The sequence below is a fragment of the Leucobacter sp. NPDC077196 genome (assembly GCF_040687075.1).
Taxonomy (GTDB): domain Bacteria; phylum Actinomycetota; class Actinomycetes; order Actinomycetales; family Microbacteriaceae; genus Leucobacter.
The window spans coordinates 34,377-57,500 of sequence record NZ_JBFBML010000006.1; the positions used below are offsets into that span (position 1 = coordinate 34,377).

General features: G+C 65.8%; 19 protein-coding genes. 3 read left to right on the top strand and 16 right to left on the bottom strand.

All coding sequences use genetic code 11. From position 1 onward, the window contains the following. Positions 1-2: 2 nt before the first annotated feature. The 4 genes from alaS to AB0O71_RS07905 form a co-directional block, all read right to left on the bottom strand. Positions 3-2,657, bottom strand: a complete 2,655-nt coding sequence (alaS, locus tag AB0O71_RS07890; protein ID WP_363743982.1) for an alanine--tRNA ligase — start codon at positions 2,655-2,657, stop codon at positions 3-5. Positions 2,658-2,714: 57 nt separating this feature from the next. Beyond that, positions 2,715-2,930 (bottom strand): hypothetical protein, encoded by a 216-nt coding sequence (locus tag AB0O71_RS07895; RefSeq protein ID WP_363743984.1) that lies wholly within the window; start codon positions 2,928-2,930, stop codon positions 2,715-2,717. 163 nt (positions 2,931-3,093) lie between these two features. Further along, complete coding sequence (rpsD, locus tag AB0O71_RS07900; RefSeq protein ID WP_090148577.1) at positions 3,094-3,723, bottom strand: 30S ribosomal protein S4; 630 nt, start codon at positions 3,721-3,723, stop codon at positions 3,094-3,096. 267 nt (positions 3,724-3,990) lie between these two features. Further along, entirely contained in the window at positions 3,991-5,277 is a 1,287-nt protein-coding gene (locus AB0O71_RS07905; RefSeq protein ID WP_363744237.1) for a replication-associated recombination protein A, read from the bottom strand. A 165-nt stretch (positions 5,278-5,442) separates the two neighbouring features. Between AB0O71_RS07905 and AB0O71_RS07910 the strand changes: the two genes are divergently transcribed. Further along, entirely contained in the window at positions 5,443-6,678 is a 1,236-nt protein-coding gene (locus tag AB0O71_RS07910) for a DUF349 domain-containing protein (protein ID WP_363744239.1), read from the top strand. A 126-nt stretch (positions 6,679-6,804) separates the two neighbouring features. Then, entirely contained in the window at positions 6,805-7,410 is a 606-nt protein-coding gene (locus AB0O71_RS07915; protein ID WP_363743987.1) for a hypothetical protein, read from the top strand. Between the two features lie 92 nt (positions 7,411-7,502). Here AB0O71_RS07915 and AB0O71_RS07920 read toward each other — a convergent pair whose 3' ends face one another. The 7 genes from AB0O71_RS07920 to leuA form a co-directional block, all read right to left on the bottom strand. Continuing rightward, positions 7,503-9,749: a bifunctional (p)ppGpp synthetase/guanosine-3',5'-bis(diphosphate) 3'-pyrophosphohydrolase gene (locus tag AB0O71_RS07920; protein ID WP_363743989.1), complete on the bottom strand. Its 2,247-nt coding sequence runs from the start codon at positions 9,747-9,749 to the stop codon at positions 7,503-7,505. A gap of 158 nt (positions 9,750-9,907) precedes the next feature. Next, positions 9,908-10,948 (bottom strand): protein translocase subunit SecF, encoded by a 1,041-nt coding sequence (gene secF, locus AB0O71_RS07925; RefSeq protein WP_363743991.1) that lies wholly within the window; start codon positions 10,946-10,948, stop codon positions 9,908-9,910. A 2-nt stretch (positions 10,949-10,950) separates the two neighbouring features. Beyond that, positions 10,951-12,750, bottom strand: coding sequence for a protein translocase subunit SecD (gene secD / locus AB0O71_RS07930; RefSeq protein WP_363743993.1), 1,800 nt, complete (start codon positions 12,748-12,750; stop codon positions 10,951-10,953). A 60-nt stretch (positions 12,751-12,810) separates the two neighbouring features. Beyond that, positions 12,811-13,284: a preprotein translocase subunit YajC gene (yajC, locus tag AB0O71_RS07935; protein WP_363743996.1), complete on the bottom strand. Its 474-nt coding sequence runs from the start codon at positions 13,282-13,284 to the stop codon at positions 12,811-12,813. An 86-nt stretch (positions 13,285-13,370) separates the two neighbouring features. Next, positions 13,371-14,375, bottom strand: a complete 1,005-nt coding sequence (ruvB, locus tag AB0O71_RS07940) for a Holliday junction branch migration DNA helicase RuvB (RefSeq protein ID WP_363743998.1) — start codon at positions 14,373-14,375, stop codon at positions 13,371-13,373. Continuing rightward, positions 14,372-15,007 carry a Holliday junction branch migration protein RuvA gene (gene ruvA / locus AB0O71_RS07945; RefSeq protein ID WP_363744001.1) on the bottom strand — a complete coding sequence of 212 codons (636 nt, stop codon included), beginning with the start codon at positions 15,005-15,007 and terminating at the stop codon, positions 14,372-14,374. The genes ruvB and ruvA overlap by 4 nt, the downstream gene beginning before the upstream one ends. A 173-nt stretch (positions 15,008-15,180) precedes the next feature. Continuing rightward, positions 15,181-16,941 (bottom strand): 2-isopropylmalate synthase, encoded by a 1,761-nt coding sequence (gene leuA / locus AB0O71_RS07950; protein WP_363744241.1) that lies wholly within the window; start codon positions 16,939-16,941, stop codon positions 15,181-15,183. A 203-nt stretch (positions 16,942-17,144) separates the two neighbouring features. Between leuA and AB0O71_RS07955 the strand changes: the two genes are divergently transcribed. Next, complete coding sequence (locus AB0O71_RS07955; RefSeq protein WP_363744004.1) at positions 17,145-18,965, top strand: DUF2207 domain-containing protein; 1,821 nt, start codon at positions 17,145-17,147, stop codon at positions 18,963-18,965. Between the two features lie 10 nt (positions 18,966-18,975). Here the strand turns inward: AB0O71_RS07955 and era are convergent, their stop codons facing one another. The 5 genes from era to AB0O71_RS07980 all read right to left on the bottom strand — a co-directional run bounded on the left by era (position 18,976) and on the right by AB0O71_RS07980 (position 23,095). Continuing rightward, positions 18,976-19,968: a GTPase Era gene (era, locus tag AB0O71_RS07960; protein WP_363744006.1), complete on the bottom strand. Its 993-nt coding sequence runs from the start codon at positions 19,966-19,968 to the stop codon at positions 18,976-18,978. Continuing rightward, entirely contained in the window at positions 19,965-21,254 is a 1,290-nt protein-coding gene (locus tag AB0O71_RS07965; protein ID WP_363744009.1) for a hemolysin family protein, read from the bottom strand. Before AB0O71_RS07965 ends, era begins: the two co-directional genes overlap by 4 nt. Next, positions 21,251-21,712: an rRNA maturation RNase YbeY gene (gene ybeY, locus AB0O71_RS07970; RefSeq protein WP_363744011.1), complete on the bottom strand. Its 462-nt coding sequence runs from the start codon at positions 21,710-21,712 to the stop codon at positions 21,251-21,253. Before ybeY ends, AB0O71_RS07965 begins: the two co-directional genes overlap by 4 nt. Further along, complete coding sequence (locus AB0O71_RS07975) at positions 21,709-22,665, bottom strand: PhoH family protein (protein ID WP_363744243.1); 957 nt, start codon at positions 22,663-22,665, stop codon at positions 21,709-21,711. Before AB0O71_RS07975 ends, ybeY begins: the two co-directional genes overlap by 4 nt. A gap of 79 nt (positions 22,666-22,744) precedes the next feature. Beyond that, complete coding sequence (locus AB0O71_RS07980; protein ID WP_363744014.1) at positions 22,745-23,095, bottom strand: HIT domain-containing protein; 351 nt, start codon at positions 23,093-23,095, stop codon at positions 22,745-22,747. Between the last annotated feature and the right edge of the window lie 29 nt (positions 23,096-23,124).

Consider the following 23,124-nt stretch of genomic DNA (forward strand, 5'->3'; position numbering starts at 1 on the left):
GATCACCCGCCCAGACTGCGACGAATCTCGGCGAGCGCGGCGTCGATTCGCGCCGCGTCCGTGCCGCCGCCCTGTGCGAGATCATCCTTGCCGCCACCACCACCGCCGAGCACCTGGGCACCGATGCGTACGAGCGCTCCCGCCTTCGCACCTGCCTCACGTCCAGCCTGGGTCGTGGCGGCGATGACAACCGGTTTGCCCGCGGCCACTCCGGCCAGCACCACGACTCCCGGCTGAGCGCCGAGCTGCTCACGCAGCGTGAGCGCCAAGCTGCGGATGTCATCGGCGGAGCCGACCGCACCGAGCGATGCGAGCACGGCGCGCACCCCACCGAGCTGCTCAGCGTCCGCGAGGAGCTGCGGCACGCGCTCGCGCAGCTTCTCGGCTTCGAGCGCGGCAATCTTCTTCTCCGCGGCGCGCAGTTGCGCGCCGAGATCCTGCACCTTGGTCACCAGTTCGCCGCGCGGCACTTTGAGGCCGCCCGTGAGCTGCTGCACGATCGCGCGTTCTGCAGCGAAGTTGCGGAACGCCTCGATGCCGACGAGCGACTCGACGCGCCGATTCGTGGATCCCACCGAGCTCTCGGAAATGAGATTGATCATCCCGATCTCCGCCGAGCTCGTCACGTGGGTTCCAGCGCAGAGTTCGCGCGACCAGGGCCCGCCGATGTCGACGACGCGCACGCGGTCGCCGTACTTCTCGCCGAAGAGCGCCATGGCGCCGAGCGCCTTCGCCTCGTCGAGGGGCATCTCCCGCGTCACCACCTCGTAGTCCGAGCGGATGGCGAGGTTCGAGATCTCTTCGATTTCGCTCTTGGTCTCGCTCGACAGGGCTTCCGTGTGCGAGAAATCCAGCCGCAAGTAGCCGGCCTTGTTATACGAACCGGCCTGGTGCGCGCCCTGTCCCAGAACGTCGCGCAGCGCCGCATGCACGATGTGCGTGCCCGAGTGCGCCTGCGTGGCGCCACGCCGGTAGTCGGCGTCCACCCGGGTCTCCGCTCGTACATCGAGCCCGATCGTGCCGACGTCGACGCGCACCGTGTGCACGATGAGGCCGGGTACCGGCTTCTGCACATCGAGCACCTCGGCTTCGAAGCCGTCACCGATGATGAAGCCCTGGTCGGCATCCTGGCCGCCGGACTCGGCGAAGAGCGAGGTCTCTGACAGCACGAGTTCGGCGATGTCACCCTCGCGCGCCTCGTTCACGGGCGCTCCGTCCACCACGATGCCCAGCACTCGGCTTTCATGCACGAGTTCGTCGTAGCCGGTGAAGAGCGTCTCACCGAGGCCGCGGAGCTCCTTGTAGATGGAGAGGTCGGCCCGCTGGCCCTTCTTCGCCTTCGCGTCGGCCTTCGCCCGATCGCGCTGCTCCTGCATCAGCGAGGTGAACACCTCCGCGTCGACCGGCACGCCGGCCTCCTCGGCGATCTCGAGCGTCAGTTCGATGGGGAAGCCATGCGTGTCGTGCAGCAGGAATGCGGTGTCGCCCGGCACAGGGGCTCCGGCGCTCTTCGCCGAGCCCACCGCGGAGTCCAGAATCTGAATGCCAGAGGCCAGCGTACGCAAGAACGTCTTCTCCTCGGCGTAGGCGGCGCGCGCGATGAACTCGAAATCCTCCGCGACGGCAGGGTAGGCGGCACTCATCGCATCCCGCGAGGCGGGGAAGAGTTCCGAGAAGCACGGCCCCTCCACGCCCAGGAGTCGCATCGACAGGGTCACGCGTCGCAGCAAGCGACGCAGGATGTAACCCCGACCCTCGTTCGACGGCGTGACTCCGTCGGCGATGAGCATGAGGCCGCTGCGCACGTGGTCGGCGATAACGCGCAGGCGCACATCGTCTGCGTGGTTCTCGCCATAGGTCTTGCCGGCGATCTCGGCCGCGCGGTCGAGCACCGGGCGCACCTGGTCGATCTCGTACATGTTCTGCACGCCCTGCTTGATGAACGCCACGCGTTCCAGGCCGAGACCGGTGTCGATGTTCTTCTTCGGCAGCTCGCCCAGAATCGTGAAGTCGGTCTTCGACTGAACGTCCGCGACCTCGTACTGCATGAAGACCAGGTTCCAAATCTCCACATACCGGTCGTCGTCCGTCGCGGGCCCGCCATCGATGCCGTGCTCGGGACCGAGGTCAAAGAAGATCTCCGAGCAGGGACCGGCGGGCCCGGGCTGACCGGTCGACCAGTAGTTCGTGTCCTTGCCGAGCCGTTGGATTCGCTCGTCGGGCAGCGTGGAGTGTTCGCGCCACAGCGCGATCGCTTCCTCGTCCTCCTCGTATACGGTCACCCAGAGATCCTTCGGCTCGAAGCCCAGGCCCCCATCCGCCTCGCTCGTCGTGAGCAGCTCCCAGGCGAAACGGATCGCACCCTCTTTGAAGTAATCGCCGAACGAGAAGTTGCCGCACATCTGGAAGAACGTGCCGTGCCGCGGAGTCTTGCCGACCTCTTCGATATCGTTGGTGCGAATGCACTTCTGCACGCTTGTGGCGCGAGCGTACGGCGCCGGAACGAGACCGGTGAGGTACGGCACGAACGGCACCATGCCGGCGACCGTGAACATCAGGCTCGGATCGTCGCTCACGAGCGATGCCGAGGGCACGATCGTGTGCCCCTTCTTCTCGAAGAAGTCGAGCCAACGGCGGTGGATTTCGGCGGTCTTCATCCGGGGTCCTTCTCTGGAAGTCGGTGTGGTGTGTGCGAGCGGCAACCGGTGCGAGGATCAGCCGCGCGCACGGACGGCGGCGCCCAGTGCTTCGGCGTCGGCCTCGTCGTCGGCATCCGCTTCGCGGTAGCCGGATGCGAACGCGCGCCCGAGCTCGTCCATGCCTCGGGTGACGCGCGCGAAGAATCGGCGCCCCTCGGTCGTCTGATTGACGAAGTGCGCGCCAACGAACCCCACCGCGACTCCGGTGACCAGCCAGAACAGCTTGCCCATGTTTCGATCCTTCCGTCGGCGTCGGTGCGCGGCCGCGCGCCCGCGCGTGTTCGAGCACTCGACAAGCTTAGCGGGTGGCTTCTGACCGGCGACGTGCTCCGGATACGGCAAACGGGGCGCCGGATCGAATCCGACACCCCGTTGACCACGGCAATACGAGTGCTTAGCGTCCCGAGTAGTACTCGACCACGAGCTGCACTTCGCAGGTCACGGGGACCTCGGCGCGCTTCGGACGACGCACCAGACGCGCCTGAAGCTTGTCGAGCTCGACCTCGAGGTAGCTCGGAACGTTCGGGAGCACCTCGGCGTGACCGCCGGCAGCTGCGACCTGGAACGGCTCGATCGCTTCGGAGCGTGCCTTGACGTGGATGAGCTGACCCGGCTTCACGCGGAAGGAGGGGCGATCGACGATCTTGCCGTCGACGAGGATGTGACGGTGCACGACCATCTGACGGGCCTGAGCCGTGGTGCGAGCGAAGCCGGCGCGCAGCACGAGCGCGTCGAGACGCATCTCGAGCAACTCGACCAGGTTCTCACCGGTCAGTCCGTCCTGACGACGGGCTTCCTTGAAGGCGATGGTGAGCTGCTTCTCGCGGATGCCGTACTGGGCGCGGAGACGCTGCTTCTCACGCAGGCGGACGGCGTAGTCGCTGTCGCTCTTGCGCTTCGTGCGGCCGTGCTGGCCGGGGCCGTAGGGGCGCTTCTCGAGGTAGCGAGCCGCCTTCGGGGTCAGCGCGATGCCGAGCGAGCGCGACAGGCGGGTCTGGGAACGGGTACGCGACGTAGTCGACACGTGGATCCTTTCGGGTTTCTGAAATATGACAGCGCGATCTGAACTTCGGATCGCGCAGGTTCTCTCGGCCAGGCTGCGCCCGCATCAACCAGTGATGCACGCGACGCAGCGAACCGTTGTTCGGTGAGGGAACGACCAGTGCAGAAACCCGGCTACAGGGCGACTGCCATCCGGTCCCCGCGTGCAGCCAGCAGCGGGGGCGGTGTTGGCCAGCGGCTAGCTTATCATCTTCTCGACCGCGATGCTCACCGCGACGCGCTCCGCCGTTTACCCCTGAGAGCCCCGGGTGATCCGGCGAATCTTCTCGAGCCTCTCCGAGATCTCGCGCTCGTTTCCATGCTGCGTGGGCTCGTAATACACCTTGTCGCGGAGCTCGTCGGGGAGATACTGCTGCTGCGACACCCCACGCGGATCGCTGTGCGGGTATCGGTATCCCTTTCCGTGCCCCATCCGCTTCGCTCCGGGATAGTGCGCGTCGCGCAGATGCTTCGGCACCAGCCCGAAGCGACCCGCCTTCACATCCGAGATCGCAGCATCGATGGCCGAGATCACGGCGTTCGACTTCGGCGCCGTAGCGATGTAGATGGTCGCCTCGGCGAGCGGGATTCGGGCCTCGGGCAGACCGATGAGCTGAGTCGCCTCGGCAGCCGCGACCGCGACGCTCAGCGCGTGGGGATCCGCCATGCCGACGTCCTCCGCAGCGTGCACCATGAGCCTGCGCGCGATGAAGCGGGGATCCTCACCAGCCTCGATCATGCGGGCGAGGTAGTGGATCGCCGCATCGGGGTCCGATCCGCGCATCGACTTGATGAAGGCGCTGATGACGTCGTAATGCTGGTCGCCGTTCTTATCGTATCGGAGCAACGCGCGATCTATCGAGATCGCGACCGTCTCATCGGTCACCACGGGGGTAGCGTCATCAGCTGCGCTCGCGATCGCCGAAGCCCCGGCGGCCTCGAGACCCGTGAGCGCGCGCCGCGCATCGCCCGAAGCGACCTGTACGAGCGCCTCGAACGCGCCGTCGGTCACTTCGACCCCTGCCGCGAGACCCCTGGGGTCGGAGACCGCGCGCTCCAGCAGACTGCGCAGGTCGGGGTCGGCCAGCGGCTCGAGCGTCAATAGGAGCGAGCGCGAGAGCAGCGGACTGATCACCGAGAACGAGGGATTCTCGGTCGTCGCCGCCACGAGCGTCACCCACCCGTTCTCGACGCCGGGCAGCAGGGCATCCTGTTGCGCTTTGGTGAAGCGGTGAATCTCATCGAGGAACAGCACCGTCGCGATGTCGTACAGATCACGATCGTTGAGGGCACGTTCCATGACCGTGCGCACATCCTTGATGCCCGCCGTCACCGCGGAGAGCTCGACGAATCTCCGGCCGCTCGAATGCGCGATCGCCTGTGCCAGCGTCGTCTTCCCGGTTCCTGGCGGCCCCCAGAGGATGACGGAGACTGCTCCACCACCGCCCGTTGCGTCCGATGCGAGCGTGCGCAGCGGCGATCCAGGCTTCAGCAGATGCTGCTGACCGACGACCTCATCGAGCGATTGCGGGCGCATGCGCACCGCGAGCGGTGCCGTGTGCGCGGGCGCAGGTCTCGATTCCACCCGTCCATCGTATCGACCGCAGCTGCTCGGGCCCTCGGCGCCGCACTGTGGCATAGTGGTGGTGACAATTCCGTCCGGTCGGCCCGCCGACCCCACACACGACAGGTGAGCACAATCGTGAGCGAAGCGAGCAACGAAACGTCCTGGGGACGAGTCGACGAGGACCGCACCGTCTACGTGCGCGACGGCGATGCGGAGCGCGTCGTCGGTTCCTTCCCCGACGGCACCCCCGAGGAGGCGCTCGCCTACTTCACGCGCAAGTTCGCCGACCTCGCCGGCCAGGTGACGCTGCTCGAGGCGCGCATCGCACGCGGCACCGCTGACGCGTCGGCGGCCGATACGGTCGCCAAGCTCCGCGAGCATCTCGTCGAGCCCGCAGCCGTCGGCAACATCGCGGCGCTTCGCGAGCGCGTGGAGAAGCTCGGCGCGAAGACGGCCGAGCTCAGCGAGAAGCAGACCGCTGAACGCGAGGCTGCTCGCACTGAGGCCGTGGCGCAGCGCGAAGCCATCGCAGTCGAAGCCGAACGGCTCGCTGCTCAGCCCGAGGCGTCGATCCGTTGGAAAGACACGAGTCAGGCCTTCGAGCAGCTGTTCACCGACTGGCAGACCGCTCAGCGCAGCGGCCCCCAGATTCCGAAGTCGCAGGCCGACGCGCTGTGGAAGCGATTCCGCTCGGCGCGCCAGACGTTCGATTCCGCGCGCCGCGCGCACTTCGCCCAGATGGATGCGACCAACAAGGACGTCAAGCAGCGCAAGGAACGGATCATCGCCGCAGCGGAGGCCCTTGCGCCTCGCGGAGTCGAAGGAATCCCGGCGTATCGCGCTCTGCTCGACGACTGGAAGGCCGCCGGGCGCGCGAGTCGCAAACTCGACGATCAGCTCTGGGCCCGCTTCAAGGCCGCGGGCGACCTGCTCTACGAGGCGAAGGCTGCCGAGGCAGCACAGACTAATGAGGAGTATGCCGAGAACCTGACGGCAAAGCAGGCGCTGCTCGACGAAGCAGCTCCCATTCTCGAGGTCAAGGATCACGCTGTCGCCCGCAAGCAGCTCACCGCGATCCAGCTGCGCTGGGACGAACTGGGGCGGGTTCCTCGCGAGGCGCTTCGCGATATCGAAGGTCGGCTGCGCAAGATCGAGGATCACGTCAAGCAGCTCGAGGACGAACACTGGAGCAAGACCAACCCCGAGACGAAGGCGCGCAGCGAGGGCCTGCGGGGACAGCTCGAGTCGTCGATCGCAGACGTGACTGCCGAGCTCGAAGCGGCTCGGGCTGCAGGGGACGCACGCAAGGTCAAGGACGCCGAGGAGAAGCTGGCCACCCAGCAGTCCTGGCTCGCCGCCATCGGCGACTGATCTCCGCTCGCGCGGCTCACGCTGCTCACTCCGCTCACTCGGGCATCGCGTGAGGGATCGGCCCAGTTCTCCACAGATTCTTCAGCACGCCCCTCGGACGGGTCATGCCTCCCCCAGGATGGAAGTATGACCGGCCCGTTGTTGTCTTCTCAGAACTCTGAAACCGACCATATCTGGATCTTGCCGCACTCGGCTCGACGCCCGAGGCTTGCCGTTCCGCGCACGCACGAATGGCCACCCGCGGTGCGCTCCGCCGAGCGGCTGCGCGGCTCGCTCGTCAGCTGCGGTCCGGGTCTGCGCCCCGCAGCCTGGCCGGAGACGCCCAGAGTCCGACTGGCCGCGCTCGCACCATGGCTCGGTAACCAGTTCGTCGCCATCGGAACGACCGCGGCTTGGGTCTGGGGCGTCACCCGTCGCCCCGCAGTGCCCTTGCAGAGTTCTACAATGGGGAGAAAGCGCCCGCCGGCACGCGCCATTGCCGGTATCGCGGTTCACGAGCACGCGCTCACTGCTTCCGACATCGCGCAATTCGGCGACGGGCGCGTTACGACACGCACGCGCACGCTCTGCGACCTGCTGCGATCGGCGACTCCCCTCTCACGCGTCGACCGCGTCGCATGCCGACTCTTGCTCCTGCAGCACGAGGGAGGCAGATCATCGGTGCAGGCCGCCTTGGACGCGGGTGCTCGGCGCTACCGGCGGGTCGCGACCACCCGCCTCCGCGACCTCTGACACCCTGCGCAGTCGCAGTCGCAGTCGCAGTCGCAGTCGCACTCGCAATCGCGGATCGCCCGCGCCGCGGCGATACCGACGACCGCTCCTGGCTAATTCGTGATGCGGTACACGTCGTACACGCCGTCGATGCGTCTCACCGCGTTCAATACATGATCGAGATGCGTCGCATTGGCCATCTCGAACACGAACTTGCTGATGGCAAGACGCGAACTCGACGTGTTCACCGACGCCGACAGAATATTCACGTGGTGCTCGGAGAGCGTGCGCGTAACGTCGGAAAGCAGGCCGGCGCGATCGAGCGCCTCCACCTGAATCTGCACCAAGAATACGCTCTTGGACGTCGGCGCCCACTGCACCCCGACCACGCGATCCTCTTGCTCGCGGAGGGTGATGAAGTTATGACAGTCCGTCCGGTGCACTGAAACTCCCTGCCCCTTCGTGACATAGCCGAGAATCTCATCCCCAGGCACCGGAGTGCAGCACTTCGCGAGCTTCGCCAACACATCGGACGCGCCGGCCACCACGACCCCGCTCGAGTCGGTGGTCTTCGGTGCGCGAGGCGCCTCGATGATCGGCAGCGTCGCCAGTGCCGGCTCGGTGGACGTTTGCTCGTCGAATACGAGCGCGGTCACCTTCTCGACGACGGACTGCGCGGAAACATGCCCTTCGCCCACCGCGGCGTAGAGCGCGGTGACATCGAGATAGCGCAGCTGCAATGCGATCTGTTGCAGCGCCGCGGAATTCATCACTCGGTGGAGCGGAAGCCCTTGCTTGCGCAGCGCCTTGGTGATCTCGACCTTGCCGGTTTCAGCCGCCTCTTCGCGGCGCTCCTTCGTGAACCACTGCCGAATCTTGTTCTGCGCGCGCTTGCTCTGCACAAAGGCGAGCCAGTCGTGATTCGGGCCGGCGTTCGGGTCCTTCGAGGTGAACACCTCGACGACATCGCCGTTCTGCAACGCGGTTTCGAGCGGAACCAGGCGGCCGTTGACGCGAGCGCCCATGGTGCGGTGCCCGACTTCAGTGTGCACCGCATACGCGAAGTCAACCGTGGTGCCGCCGTCGGGCAGGCCGATGACGCGGCCCTTCGGCGTGAAGACGTACACCTCTTTCGCACCGATCTCGTACCGGAGAGCGTCGAGGAACTCGCTCGGATCCTCGGTCTCGGCCTGCCAGTCGGAGATGTGCGCCAACCAGGCCATATCGTTCGACGACTGGCTCTGATTCTGCTGTCGTTGCTTGTACTTCCAGTGCGCCGCGACCCCGTACTCGGCGCGCTGATGCATCTCGACTGTGCGAATCTGAATTTCGACAGCGCGGCCATCCGGGCCAATGACGGTGGTGTGGAGCGACTGGTACAGGTTGAACTTCGGCGTTGCGATGTAGTCCTTGAAGCGACCGGGAATCGGCGTCCATCGTGCGTGCACCGCGCCCAGCACGGCATAGCAGTCGCGTATGGAATTCACGAGCACACGAATGCCGACGAGGTCGTAGATGTCGTCGAATTCGCGGCCGCGCACGATCATCTTCTGATAGATCGAGTAGAGTTCCTTCGGTCGACCCGTCACTTCACCACGGATCTTCGACTCGCGAAGATCACCCTCGATCGATCCGATGACCATGCCCACCAGCTCATCTCGCTGCGGGTTGCGCTGCGCGACGAGATTCTGGATCTCGGCGTACAGCTTCGGCTTGAGAACCGCGAAGGACAAGTCTTCGAGCTCCGTCTTCATCGACTGGATACCGAGCCGGTGCGCGAGTGGCGCGTAGATCTCGATGGTTTCCTGCGCCTTGCGCTTCGCGGAGTCGCCCGAGACGAATCCCCAGGTACGCGCGTTGTGCAAGCGATCCGCGAGTTTGATCACGAGCACTCGGATGTCTTTGGACATCGCGACGACCATCTTGCGAACAGTCTCGGCCTGCGCCGAATCACCGTATTTGACCTTGTCGAGCTTCGTCACGCCGTCGACGAGCATCGTGATCTCTTCGCCGAAATCGATCGTGAGCTGCTCGAGCGTGTACTCCGTGTCCTCGACCGTGTCGTGGAGCAGAGCAGCTGCGATCACCACCGGTGCGATGCCGAGTTCAGCGAGAATCTGGGCGACGGCGATGGGGTGAGTGATGTACGGTTCGCCGCTGCGACGCTTTTGCCCGCGATGTGCGCGCTCCGATACGACGTAGGCGCGCTCGATCACCGTCAGATCTGCTCGGGGATGGTTACTGCGAACCGTACGGATCAACTGATCGACAGCGCCCGGAGCGCTGCCGCGGGAGAAGATTCTGGGCACCAGACGCCGAAGCGCAGTGGTCCCGCTGATCGTTGTATCTTGAGTTGCCACGAATCACCTCCCTCGAATGATTGAACGCTACACCCGTCGCGAGGTCCGGAGCAAAGCGAGCGAAGAGCACCGTGCATATGAAGAGAGCCGGGGCCCGTCGGGGTGGGCGCACCGCGCCTCCCCCAACGTCCCCGGCTCGAACATGCGTACTGTGAAATCTACCGTGCGGAGGCGGTATCGGCCTGGATGACGGCCTCGTCAGTCTCTTCTCCCTCACGCTCGCGAATACGCAACACCTTGGCGTCGCGCTTCTTGATCGCATCATCCCGACCACGCAACTGGGCATAGGCAGGAGCGGCGATGAAGATCGTCGAGTACGCACCCACGAGGATGCCGATGAAGAGCGCGAGAGCAATGTCGCGCAGGGTGCCGGCGCCCAGCACGAACGCGCCGATGAAGAGGATCGACGCCACGGGGAGCAGCGCGACCACGGAGGTGTTGATTGATCGGACGAGCGTCTGGTTGACGCCGAGGTTGACGGACTCCGCGAATGTGCGGCGGTCGTTGAGCTCCCCCGGCGCGGTGTTCTCTCGAATCTTGTCGAAGACCACCACGGTGTCGTAGAGCGAGTACCCGAGGATCGTCAGGAAGCCGATCATCGCCGCAGGCGTGATCTCGAAACCGGAGATGCCGTAGATGCCTGCGGTGATTACGAGGTCGTGCATCAGCGCGATGATGGCTGCGAGCGACATCTTCCACGTTCTGAAGTACATCGCCATGACCAGTGCAGCGAACAGGATGAATACGATCAGCGCGATGATCGCCTGGCGCGTGATGTCCTGTCCCCACGCAGGCCCGATGTAGGACGTCGTCACTTCTTCGACGGGCACGCCGTAACCGTCGGCGATTGCCTCGGCCACGGTGCGGTTCTCCGCGTCGGAGAGCGCTTCCGTCTGGACCCGAACATCGGTCAGTCCGATCTGGGACACGCGGGGAGCACTCGAGGGCAGCTCCTCGCGCACAGCCTCCTCGGCGATCGCCGGATCGCGATCCTGATTCTCACCGAGATGCACCTGGAACTGGCTTCCGCCGGTGAATTCGATGCCGAAGGTGAAGCCGCCGCGCAGCAGCGGGCCAACCACGCAAATGATGATCAGGATGAGCGAGACGGTGTACCACGTCTTACGACGGCCGACGAAGTTGATCGACTTCTCACCGGTGTAGAGCGCGTTGCCGAACTCTGAGAATGAGCGGGCCATGGTCAGCTTTCCTTTCCGGCTGACGCGTCGGCCATGAGGGCCTTGCGTTCGGCGATGGTCTGTCGACGGGCGGCCTCCGCCTGGCTTCGGGCGTTCTTCTTGCCAGCACCGCGAGCGGAGACGGTCGGCTCGCGGAACTGCAGGCGTCCGCGGTACACCGCGCCGAGTTTTTGCGGATCGAGCCCCGAGAACGGATGGCCGCCCTGGTAGAAGCGGGTGCGCGCGAGCAGCGTCATCACCGGATGCGTGAAGAACGCGATGACGATGACGTCGACGAGCGTGGTCAGGCCGAGCGTGAACGCGAAGCCCTTCACGTTGCCCACTGCGAGGACGAACAGAATGACTGCGGCGAGGAAGTTCACGCCGTCGGACGCGAGCACGGTGCGGAATGCCTTCTTCCAGCCATGCTCCACCGCGCTCTCGATTGAGAACCCATCGCGCAATGCATCACGGATTCGTTCGAAGTAGACGATGAACGAGTCGGCCGTGAAGCCCACCGCGACGATGATGCCCGCGACGCCCGCGAGTGAGAGTCGATATCCCTGGCGCCAGGAGAAGAACGTCAGCAGCAGGTAGGTCAAGATGCCTGCGACCACCAGAGACGCGATCGTGAGCGAGCCGAGCGCACGGTACTGGAACGCCGAGTAGACGACGACCAGGAGCAGCCCGATCAGGCCTGCCAGCAGACCTGCCGAGAGCTGGCTCGTGCCCAGCGTCGCTGAGATGTCCTCCTGGCTCTGCACCGTGAAGTCGATCGGCAGTGCGCCGAACTTCAGCTGGTCGGCGAGGGCGCCCGCGGACTCCTGCGTGAACTGACCACTGATCGAGGGGCGGCCGTCGAGGATCTGCGCCTGCATCGTAGGCGCAGAGAGCACTCGCCCGTCGAGCACAAACGCGAACTGGTTCTGCGGTTCTGCAGCGCCGAAGAGTCGCGTGCTGATCTTGCCGAAGGTCTCGGTGCCCTGCTTGTTCATGGTGATCTGCACGACCCACTCGCCGGTGGACGCGCCGGTCGACGTGGTGCCGACCTGCGCGGTCGCATCGGTGATCACCGAGCCATCGAGCTCGACCGGGCCGAGGATGTACTTGGCGGCGCCGGTGTCATCGCACGTGATGAGCGGCCGATCTGCCGGCGAATTGCCGGCGTCGAGCGCCGCGTCCGACGAGCACGTGAAGGCATCGAACTTCTCCTGGAGCGCGGGGGTGATCCAGGCGATGTCCCCAGCGCTCTCGGGAATCGTCTCAGGATCGAGGCTCTCATCGTAGGCTTCCGATTCATCTTCAGCGGCCTCGCTGGCGGGCGCCTCATCAGCGGCCCCATCTTCCTCCGCGGTCTCGTCCGTGGAGTCATCCTCTGCAGCGCCGGCTTCGTCGCCCTCCTCAGCCGTGGCCTCGTCGATGCTCGCCCCGATGCCGTACGTCAGCACGGGCCGGAAATCGAGGTTCGCGGACGCCTCGATGCGTTGCATGGTCGCTTCGTCAGCTTTGCCCGGGATCGACACCGAGATGTTCTGGCTGCCTTGCGTGGTGATCTCCGCTTCGGAGACACCGGCCGCATCGACGCGCTGTCGAATAATCGACACCGCCTGCTGCAGCTGATCGCCGGCAACAGCCTCGCCGTCGGTCTGCTCCGCAGCGAGGAGCACCTGCGTACCACCCTGCAGATCGAGCGCGAGCTTCGGAGTCCAGGTTGCGTTGCTGTTGAAAACGCCGTATGAGATCAATCCCACGAGACCAACGATGAAGACCAGGAGGAGAATGAGGGAACGACGGGCCCTCCGGACGGCGGGTGAAGACGCCAAGACAGACTGCTTTCTCTAAACGTGGACAGAGATGGCCTCGGCATCACCGCGGCCATCGGTTCAGGCCTTCGGGGCCGAACCGTTCCCCTGCTCATCGACGTCGGAGCCCTTGTCGCCTTCGCGACGAGGATCGGCTTCAGGTGCGAGCGGGGCATCGCCTGCTGCGGTGGGATCCACGAGCGGCGGCGCGTCGGTCGCGCCGAAACGCTCCCCGAAGGCGGGATCGTCGTCGGGTGCGAGCTCGGAGCTCTCGGCCTCCTGCGGCGCATCGACCGGCGCGACGACCTGTGAGACCGCATTGCGGTGCACGACGAAGGTCGAGGTGCCGCTGCGCAGCGTGACCTTGTTGTCCTCTTCGTCGATCGAATCGATCGTGCCGAAGATGCCCGACTGGAGCATGACCTCGGCGCCGGGTTGAACGTTGTTCTGCAGCTCCTGCTGCGCCGCCTGGCGCTTCTTTCCGTTCCGGAACATGAAGAAGATCAACAGCGCGATCAGCGCGAACATCACAAGAGTGATCGGGTCCAGAGCCACAACGGTCCTTTCAACAGGCGAATTCATGCCTCTCATGAGGCACAGATTCGACCAGTTTAACGGGTCGCCGCTGGGAACACTCCATCTTATTCTGCGGGTATGCCCGGAGGCACCGCGCCGAGGTGCTCCCAGCCCAAGCGCGTCGCCACACGACCGCGCGGTGTGCGCGAGAGCAATCCGGTGCGCACGAGGAACGGCTCGACCACCGCTTCGATGGTCTCCGATTCCTCTCCTACTGAAACCGCGAGTGTCGAGAGGCCGACGGGCCCTCCGTTGAAGCGCTCCACCACAGCGCGCAGCACTTCACGATCCAGACGATCGAGCCCGTGATCGTCGACGTCGTACAGCGCGAGCGCAGCCTGAACCGTCGACGTGTCCCCCGGCACACCGTGCACCAGACCGTAGTCGCGCACGCGACGCAGGAGGCGGTTGGCGATTCGCGGGGTGCCCCGCGAGCGCCGTGCGATCTCGTCGATTCCGCTTTCGGAGAGCCCGAACTCGATGAGTCCGGAGGCGCGGCGCACCACGTTCGAGAGCTCGTCGTCGGAGTAGAACTCGAGGTGGGCGGTGAACCCGAAACGGTCTCGGAGCGGATTCGGCAGCAGGCCGGCCCGCGTCGTTGCTCCCACGAGCGTGAACGGCGACAATTCCAGTGGCACCGAAGTCGCCCCGGCACCCTTGCCCACCATGATGTCCACTTTGAAATCCTCCATGGCGAGGTACAGCATCTCCTCGGCGCTGCGGGCCATGCGGTGAATCTCGTCTATGAAGAGCACCTCACCGGGAGTCAACGCGGAGAGCACGGCGGCGAGGTCGCCCGCGTGCTGAATCGCGGGCCCCGATGTCTGGTGCAGGGGCTTGTCGAGCTCCGTCGCAACGATCATGGAGAGCGTCGTCTTGCCGAGGCCGGGCGGACCGGCGAGCAGAATGTGATCCGGCGTATGCCTCCGCATGGTTGCGGCGTCGAGCAGCAGACCCAGTTGGCGCCGAACCTTCGACTGCCCGACGAACTCGGCCAGGCTGGTCGGCCGCAGCGCCCCCTCATAGCCCTGCTCCGATGCGGTGGCCTGCGCCGAGAGCTCCCCGCTCATCGAGCGCCTCGCGATCCTCGGCCGCCGCTGCGACCCGCTTGCAACAGGGCGAGCGCGGCCCGCAGCAACCCGGCGCTGTCATCGGGAGCACCGGCCTCACGCGCGTCCTGGACCGCCTGTCCGGCTTCGGCGTCGCCCCAGCCCAGGCCGACGAGGCCTTCGCGCACCCCATCGGCGACCGCGTCGGACTCGCGCGGCACCGATTCGGACGAACCGTCGACGTTCAACTCGAGGTGCGAGAGCTTGCCCGCCAGCGAGAGCGTGATGAGTTTCGCAGTTTTCGGGCCGATGCCCGAGACCTTGCGAAACGGCTTCTCGTCGTCGAGGGCGACTGCGGCCGCGATCTCCGCGGGTGTGAGAGCCGAGAGCACGCCGAGCGCGCTGCGCGGGCCGACGCCAGACACGGCGATCAAGTGGCCGAAGACGGCGAGTTCGGCCTCGGTCGCGAACCCGAACAACGTCAGGGAGTCCTCGCGCACCACAAGCGACGTCTGCAGGTGCAGCTGATCGCCGGGCACCGCGGCCGAGACGCGTCCGCTCGGCACTTCGACGCGCATCCCGAGCCCTCCGAGCTCGACGACGACCCACCCGGCACCCGCAGCGAGCACGGGCCCGCGAATCGAAGCAATCACGTGATCAGCCTAGAAGACCAACGCGCGATCGACCGCCTCGCCACACCGCACATTCGAACATATCTACGAAAACTCCCTCAACCCCGCGAGCGGGGTCACCCTCGGTGCGTGTCGCCGGGGCAACACGCACGAAGAGTGACCCCGCTCGCAGGGGGAAGGGGTGGATCGAGCACTCAGGCGTGGATGGACTCCGCAGCAGTGCCGTTGCGCACAGCTCGATTCACCGCGCTCACGATCGCCTCGAGCGTCGCGCGGCTCGTGTCCGCGTCGATGCCGACGCCCCAGAGACGCTGACCATCGACCTCGAGGTCGACGTACGACGCGGCGACGGCATCGCCGCCCGAGCTCATCGCGTGCTCCACATAATCGAAGAGCGTCACCGCATGCCCCGCCTCGTTGAGCGCGTTCAAGAACGCGTCGACCGGACCGTTGCCCCGCGCGGTGAGCCGCTGATCCTCGGATCCGACGCGGTAGTCCACGATCAGCTCGGTCACACCGTCTCCGGCGCTCGTGGTTGCGGTACGGAAGATCTTGTACCGCCCCCAGTTCTCCGCGTCCTCGACCTGCGTCGGAAGGTACTCGTCCTGGAAGATGCGCCAGATCTCGTCGCTCGACATCTCTCCGCCCGCCGTGTCGGTCACGCGCTGCACGACCGAGCTGAACTCGATCTGCAGGCGCCTCGGCAGGTCGAGGTGATGGTCGGTCTTCAACAGGTAGGCGACGCCTCCCTTGCCCGACTGCGAGTTCACGCGAATCACGGCCTCGTACGAGCGTCCGAGATCCTTCGGATCCACGGGCAGGTACGGCACCGCCCATTCGATCTCGTCGACGCTCGTTCCAGCCGATGCCGCGTCCTGCGCCATCCGCTCGAAGCCCTTCTTGATCGCATCCTGATGCGATCCCGAAAATGCGGTGTAGACCAGGTCGCCCGCCCACGGGCTCCGCTCGGGCACGCGCAGCTGGTTGCAGTACTCGGCGGTGCGGCGAACTTCATCGAGGCGCGAGAAGTCGATCTGCGGATCGATGCCCTGCGTGAACAAGTTGATGCCGAGCGCGACGAGGTCGACGTTGCCGGTGCGCTCGCCGTTGCCGAACAGGCAGCCCTCGATGCGATCGGCCCCTGCCTGGTACCCCAGCTCGGCGGCCGCCACAGCGGTGCCGCGATCGTTGTGCGGGTGCAGCGAGAGAATCACGTTCTCGCGGTGGGCCAGGTGCCGGCTCATCCACTCGATCGAATCGGCGTAGACATTCGGTGTCGCCATCTCGACCGTCGCCGGCAGATTGATGATCACCTTGCGCTCGGCGGTCGGCTCGAGCACCTCGAGCACCTCGTTGCAGACCTCGACGGCGTACTCGAGTTCGGTGCCCGTGTACGACTCGGGCGAGTACTCGTAGTAGACCTCGGTGCCGGCGCAGATGTGCTCGCTCGCCTTGCAGATCTTGGCACCGTCGACCGCGATCTGCTTGATGCCGGCGCGGTCGGAGCGGAACACGACGTCCCGCTGCAGAATGCTTGTGGAGTTGTACAGGTGCACGATCGCGCGCTTGGCCCCGATGAGCGACTCGTAGGTGCGCGTGATGAGGTGCTCGCGCGCCTGAGTCAGCACCTGAATGGTGACGTCGGCGGGAATCGCGTCGTCCTCGATGAGGTGCCGCACGAAGTCGAAATCAGTCTGGCTCGCCGAGGGGAACCCGACCTCAATCTCCTTGTACCCCATCTTGACCAGCAGATCGAACATGATCCGCTTGCGCTCAGGGCTCATGGGATCGATGAGGGCCTGATTGCCGTCGCGGAGGTCGACCGCGCACCAGCGCGGCGCCCCGGTGATGCGCTTCGAGGGCCACGTGCGATCGGGCAGATCAACGTCGATGATCTCGTGGAACGGGCGGTACCGATGGGTCGGCATCCCGGAAGGCTGCTGCAGGTTCTGCATGTGCTCGTCTTTCTCGTCGTGGTCTTGCTCAGCCAAACACGAACACCGCGACGAGGGAGGCCAGAGACTGATTAATTCGAAGTCGAGGACTCGTCGCGGCAGCTAAGGAGAAGCGAGCCGAACAGCATGCATGTCACTCTAGCAGCTGCGGCGCCGCTTCGGGCTCTGGCCGCTGGGCGCGGGTGTGCCCTAGCCTGATTCGTATGACCACAGGCATGCGCACCTCTCGCGGCATCATCGTCGCTCTCGCAATCGTCGCCGCGGCAGCCGCGTGGGTTCTCCCGCAGCCCGCCGTTCCCGCTGTAGCCGACGTGTCGGATTTCTCGTACCGCAGTTGGGATGTCGCCTACGAGATCGACGTCGACAAGGCGGGCAGGGCGGTCGCCCAGGTGACCGAGACGCTCGTCGCCGAATTTCCCGACTTCGACCAGAATCGCGGAATCGTGCGGGGCCTGCCCGAGAAGTACGAGGGCAGCTCGACGAATCCGTCGAATTTCACGGTGACTGACGCGTCGGGCGCATCCGTGCCCTTCGAGATCGAAGCAGACGACGGCTTTGTGGCGGTACTCACCGGCGACGATCGCTTCGTGCGCGGTGTGCAGACCTACGTGATCTCGTACACGCTCGAAGATGTCGTGCTCGCGCGCGACGACGCGGCCGCCGACGAGTTCAACTGGGACCTCGTGGACTTCGAGCACGAGCAGCCGATCGACAGCTTCGGCGCGACGGTCGCTTTCGGCCCCGGGCTGGCGGATCGCGTGAACGGCGACGCCCGCTGCTACGTCGGCCCGCCCGGCTCGACCGACGAATGCGCGATCGAGGCCTCGACAGACGGGGCGGAGTTCTCGATCAGCGGTGTCGAGCTCGGAGCGCAAGAGGGCGTGACCGCCGCCATCGGCCTCGAACCGGGGTCCGTCGTGCAGCCGTCAAGTCGCCTCCCGAACTTCACACTCGACACGCTCCCACTGCTCATCGGCGGCGCCGCGCTCGGCGCGTCAGGAATCGCCGCAGGATCCGCGATCCGCCTGCGGAGTCGCCGCAAAACGGGCCGCGGAACCATCGTCGCCCAATACGACGTCCCCGAAACGCTGCCCCCTCTGGTCGCAGGGCCCGTTGCCGGCGTCTCCGCGAAAACGGCCCCCGCCCAACTCGTGCACCTGGCGGTGCGCGGGGCGATCCGCATCGAAGACGGCGAGGCGGAGAACGGGCTGTTCGGGCCGAAAGACGCCCAGCCCGTGCTGCGCCTCGTCGATCCGAATCGCGCCGCAGATCCCCTCGACGCGGCTACCCTCACCGCGCTCTTCCCCGATGCGGCGCCGGGTGACGCGATCACGCTTCCCAAGAGCGACGAGCACTTCGGCAAGCAGATGCAAGAACTGGAGTCATCGGGACCGAAGGCTGCGCTGAATCGCGGATACTTCGAAACGGTGCACGTTGCGAGCGCTCGGCGCTGGGGCTGGATCGCGATCGGGCTCGTCCTCGTGCTCGGCGGATTCACGGTCGCGGCCCTGGCGGTCCGTGAGAACGCCCTCCCGGCGATCTTCATCGTCATGGGGATCGTCGCCCTCATCGCCGCACTGGCCTCGATCGTGAAGCAGCGCGTGTACACGCCGCTCGGCGCCGAGACGCGCGAGTACCTCCTGGGAGTGCGCGAGTTCATCTCGGTCGCTGAAGCCGATCGTCTGCGGGTGCTGCAGTCCCACAGCGGCGCCGAGCGCCAGGCCGACGGCGAAGTCGACGTGGTGCACCTCTACGAGCGGCTGCTTCCGTACGCGATGATCTTCGGTCTCGAGAAGGAGTGGACGAGTGTGCTGCAGGTCGCCTACGAAGAGCGCGCGGGCTACGTGCCGCTCTGGTACCCCGGCGTCGCAGCGGCGGGAATGTCGTCGTTCAGCAGCACGATCTCGCAGTTCACGAGCTCCCTGAGCTCATCGGTCAGCTATACCTCGAGCAGTTCGGGCGGCTCGACCGGCGGAGGCTTCGCGGGTGGCGGAGGAGGAGGCGGCTTCTCAGGCGGCCGGTGAGCGCTCGAGCTCAGTTGAAGCCGAGTTTACCCAGCGCCTTCGGGTCGCGCTGCCATTCCTTGAGCACCTTCACTCGCAGCGAGAGGTAGATGCGTCGGCCGAGCAGCGCTTCGATCTCGTGCCGAGCGCGCTCCCCGACGTCGCGGAGACGCGAACCACGATGCCCGATGATGATGCCCTTCTGGCTGTCGCGCTCCACGTACAGGTTCGCGTAGATCTCGAGCAGCCCGTCCTCCCGCTCCTCACGGTCCTCGACCGTGGCGGCGAGCGAGTGCGGAAGCTCGTCGCGAACGCCTTCGAGCGCCGCTTCGCGGATAAGCTCGGCGATGCGGTCATCCTCGCCTTCATCGGTGGTCTGCTCGGCTTCGTACAGCGGAGGCGACACCGGCATGAGGCCGAGCAATACCTCGGTGAGCACGTCGAGCTGCTCACGGGTCACCGAAGAAATCGGCACGACCGCGTCCCACTCTCTGAGCTCCCCGAGCCGGGTGAGCTGATCGATGACCTCACTGTTCGAAGCCTCGTCGACCTTCGTCAGCACGGCCACCTTCTTGGCGCGCGGAAAGTCGTTCAGACGCTCGTTGATGAATCGGTCTCCCGGCCCGAGCTTCTCGTTCGCAGGAACGCAGAACCCGATCACGTCGACATCGCCGAGCGTGGCCTCGACGAGCGCATTCAATCGCTCTCCGAGCAGCGTGCGCGGACGATGCAGTCCCGGGGTGTCGACGATGATCAGCTGCCCGTTGTCACGATGGGCGATGCCGCGAATCGCCCGCCGCGTCGTCTGCGGCTTCGGGCTCGTGATCGCGATCTTCTGCCCCACCAACGCGTTCGTCAGCGTCGACTTGCCGACGTTCGGTCGCCCCACGAAAGAGACGAACCCCGCACGATAGTCGCTGTGCGCAGCGCTCGAATCGACGCCAGCAGCGTCTGTAGCAGCGCCGGACTCGACGCCCGCGTCCGCCTCGACTGCTGCGCCCTCGATGTGCTCTTGATGGCTCATGCGCCGTCCTCTCCTTCGGTTTCCCCGATCCAGCGCGCCTCGACGGTGAGCAGGCGCTGACGGCGACGCTCCGTATCGATCGCGGTCAATTCGATGCCGGACACGACGACCGCGTCACCCGGCTCTGGCAGGCGGCCGAGCGACTTGGCGACCAGCCCTCCCACCGTGTCTACGTCCTCGTCTTCGAGCTCGAGCCCGAAGAGCTCGCCGAGCTCGTTCACCGACAGGCGTGCGCCGATGACGAATGATCCGTCCGGCCGCATCGACATCTCAGGAATGTCGCGGTCGTGCTCGTCCGAGATGTCGCCGAGCAGCTCCTCGATGAGGTCCTCGAGGGTGACGAGCCCCGAGATGCCACCGTACTCGTCGACCACCAGCGCGAGGTGGTTCGATTCCCGCTGCATCTGCCGCAGGAGATCATCGGCGCGCTGCACCTCTGGGACGAAGATGGCGGGTTTGGTAATGCGGGTGATCGGAGCGCGCTCCGACTCCTCCGGCCGACGCAGAACGAATCCGCTCGCATCTCGCAGGTAGGCGATTCCGACCACGTCGTCCACGTCGCCGTCGACGACAGGCACTCGGGAATGGCGCGAGGCGAGCAGTTGCTCGAGCGCCTCGCGCACGCTCTGATCGGCGTCGACCGTAATCATGTCGATGCGGGGAACCATGATCTCGCGCACGAGGGTGTCTCCGAATTCGACGAGCGAGTGAATGTAGTCCCGGTCGTCGCTCTCGAGCACCGCTTGCTCTGCCGCTTGATCGACCATGGAGAGCAGCTGCTGCTCATCGCGGATGCGTCGATTCGTTCCTCGACCGGGTGTCACCCGGTCACCGAACCTCATGAGCCCCGATGCGAGCGGGCCGAGCAGCAGTCGCAAGCCGCGCAAGAGCGGAGCAGCGAAGCGGATCACGGCGTCTGCGTGGTGCGAGCCGACCGTTCGGGGACTGGATCCGACGAGCACGAACGTCACCGCCGTCATCACGAGCGTGGCGATGACGAGTTCGAGCCACAGCGTCTCGAGCTGATAGGCCAGGACGAGAGTGATGAGCACGGCGGAGAGCGTCTCCGCGAAGACACGGGTGAACCCGAGTGCGTTCGCGTGCCGGCCCTCGTCTTCAGCGATTGCGCGGATCGCGGCCCCCGAACGCGGTGATTCTTCGGCCAGCGCCATGAGTTCGGCGCGCGAGCGCACCCCGAGGGCCGCGTCGGTCGCCGCGAGCAATCCGCCGACTGCGAGCAGCGCCACGGCCGCCGCGAGGAAGAGCAGTGCCAGAGGCAGGCTCATCGAGAGCGCTCGCGCATGGCGAAGGAGAGCAGCAGGTCGCGCTGGAGGCCGAACATCTCGGCTTCCTCTTCGGGCGTTCCATGGTCGTATCCGAGCACGTGCAGCATGCCGTGCGTCAAGAGGACGGAGATCTCCTGCTGCAGATCGTGGCCTGCGGCCTCCGCCTGCACCTCTGCGACCTGCGGGCAGATCACGATGTCGCCGAGCAGACCCGCGGGCGTCTGCGCATCCACGCGACCGGGGCGCAGCTCGTCCATGGGGAAGCTCAGAACGTCGGTCGGGCCGGGTTCGTCCATCCACTGCACGTGCAACCGTTCGATCGAAGTCTCATCGACGAACATCACGCCGACCTCGGTATCGGGATGCACGTAGAGCGACTCCAGCACGAACGCCGCGAGCCGCTGCACGCGGCCGACCTCGACCTCGATGCCCGACTCGTTGTTGATCTCGACGCTCACGAGGCGTCTCCCTTCTGCCGTTGTGCGGACTGGTCGAACGCACTGTACGCGTCGACGATGCGACTCACGAGGTTGTGCCGCACGATGTCGTCGGATCCCAGCTCCGCGAAGTGAATGTCTTCAACGCCGCGAAGGATGCGATTCACGACGCGCAGACCGCTCGCCGCGATGGGCAGGTCGACCTGAGTGATGTCGCCGGTCACCACCATCTTGGAGCCGTAGCCCAATCGCGTCAGAAACATCTTCATCTGCTCGGGCGTGGTGTTCTGCGCCTCGTCGAGCACCACGAACGATTCGTTCAAGGTGCGCCCGCGCATGTAGGCGAGCGGAGCGACCTCGATCGTTCCGCTCGCGAGGAGCTTCGGCACGACATCGGCGTCCATCATCGATCCGATCGCGTCGAAGAGCGGTCGCAGATAGGGATCGATCTTGTCCTCGAGCGTGCCGGGCAGATATCCGAGCCGCTCACCGGCCTCGACCGCGGGACGCGTCAGGATGATCTTCGCCACCTCGCGTCGCTGCAACGCTTGCACGGCCTTCGCCATCGCCAGATACGTCTTGCCGGTGCCCGCCGGCCCCACACCGAACACGATGGTGTGCGAGTCGATCGCGTCGACGTACGCGCGCTGGCCCCGGGTCTGCGCGCGAACCGCGTGCCCGCGCACACTCACAATCGGCTCGCTCAACATCTGCGCTGCCGTGGGGCCCTGTCCGTCATGCACCATTCGCGTCACTTCCTGCACGTCGCGTCGCGAGACCGTACCGCTGCGCCTCGCGAGTTCGAGTATCTCCCTGACGACCTCTTCGGCGGTTCGCACGCTTCCCGAAGGCCCGCGCAACGTGAGCACCTGATCCCTCGCGTGAAACGACACCTCGGGGTGCTGTGCTTCGAGATCGGAGATCAGCTGGTCGCGATGCCCGAGGAAGGAAGCGAGGTCGACGCCCGCGAGCATGATCGTGCGTTGCAGGTCGGGATCGCCCCCTGCGGCGGCGTCACTCGGCTGCGCGTCGGGTACGGCGTCGATCGGGAATTCAGGATCCACCGAGTGATCGCTCCTCAAGATTGCCTGCAAGGAGGTGGGCGTGGACGTGGAAAACCGTCTGGCCGGCCGTCGCGCCGCTGTTAAAGACGAGCCGGTACTCGCCGTTCGCGTGTGATTCGGCGAGGCGCTGCGCGACGGCGACCATCTCGGCGAGTGTCCCCGGCTCGGCGGCGGCGAGCTCGGAGACGTTCGCGTAGGCCGTGGTCTTGGGAATGACGAGAATATGCACAGGAGCCTGCGGACTGATGTCGGGAAAGGCGAGTACCCGATCGGTCTCCGCGAGGATCTCGACGGGAATCTCACCGGATACGATCTGTGCGAACACGGTCTCTGCTGCCATGGTTCCAGTGTAGACGCTGGTGGGATCGC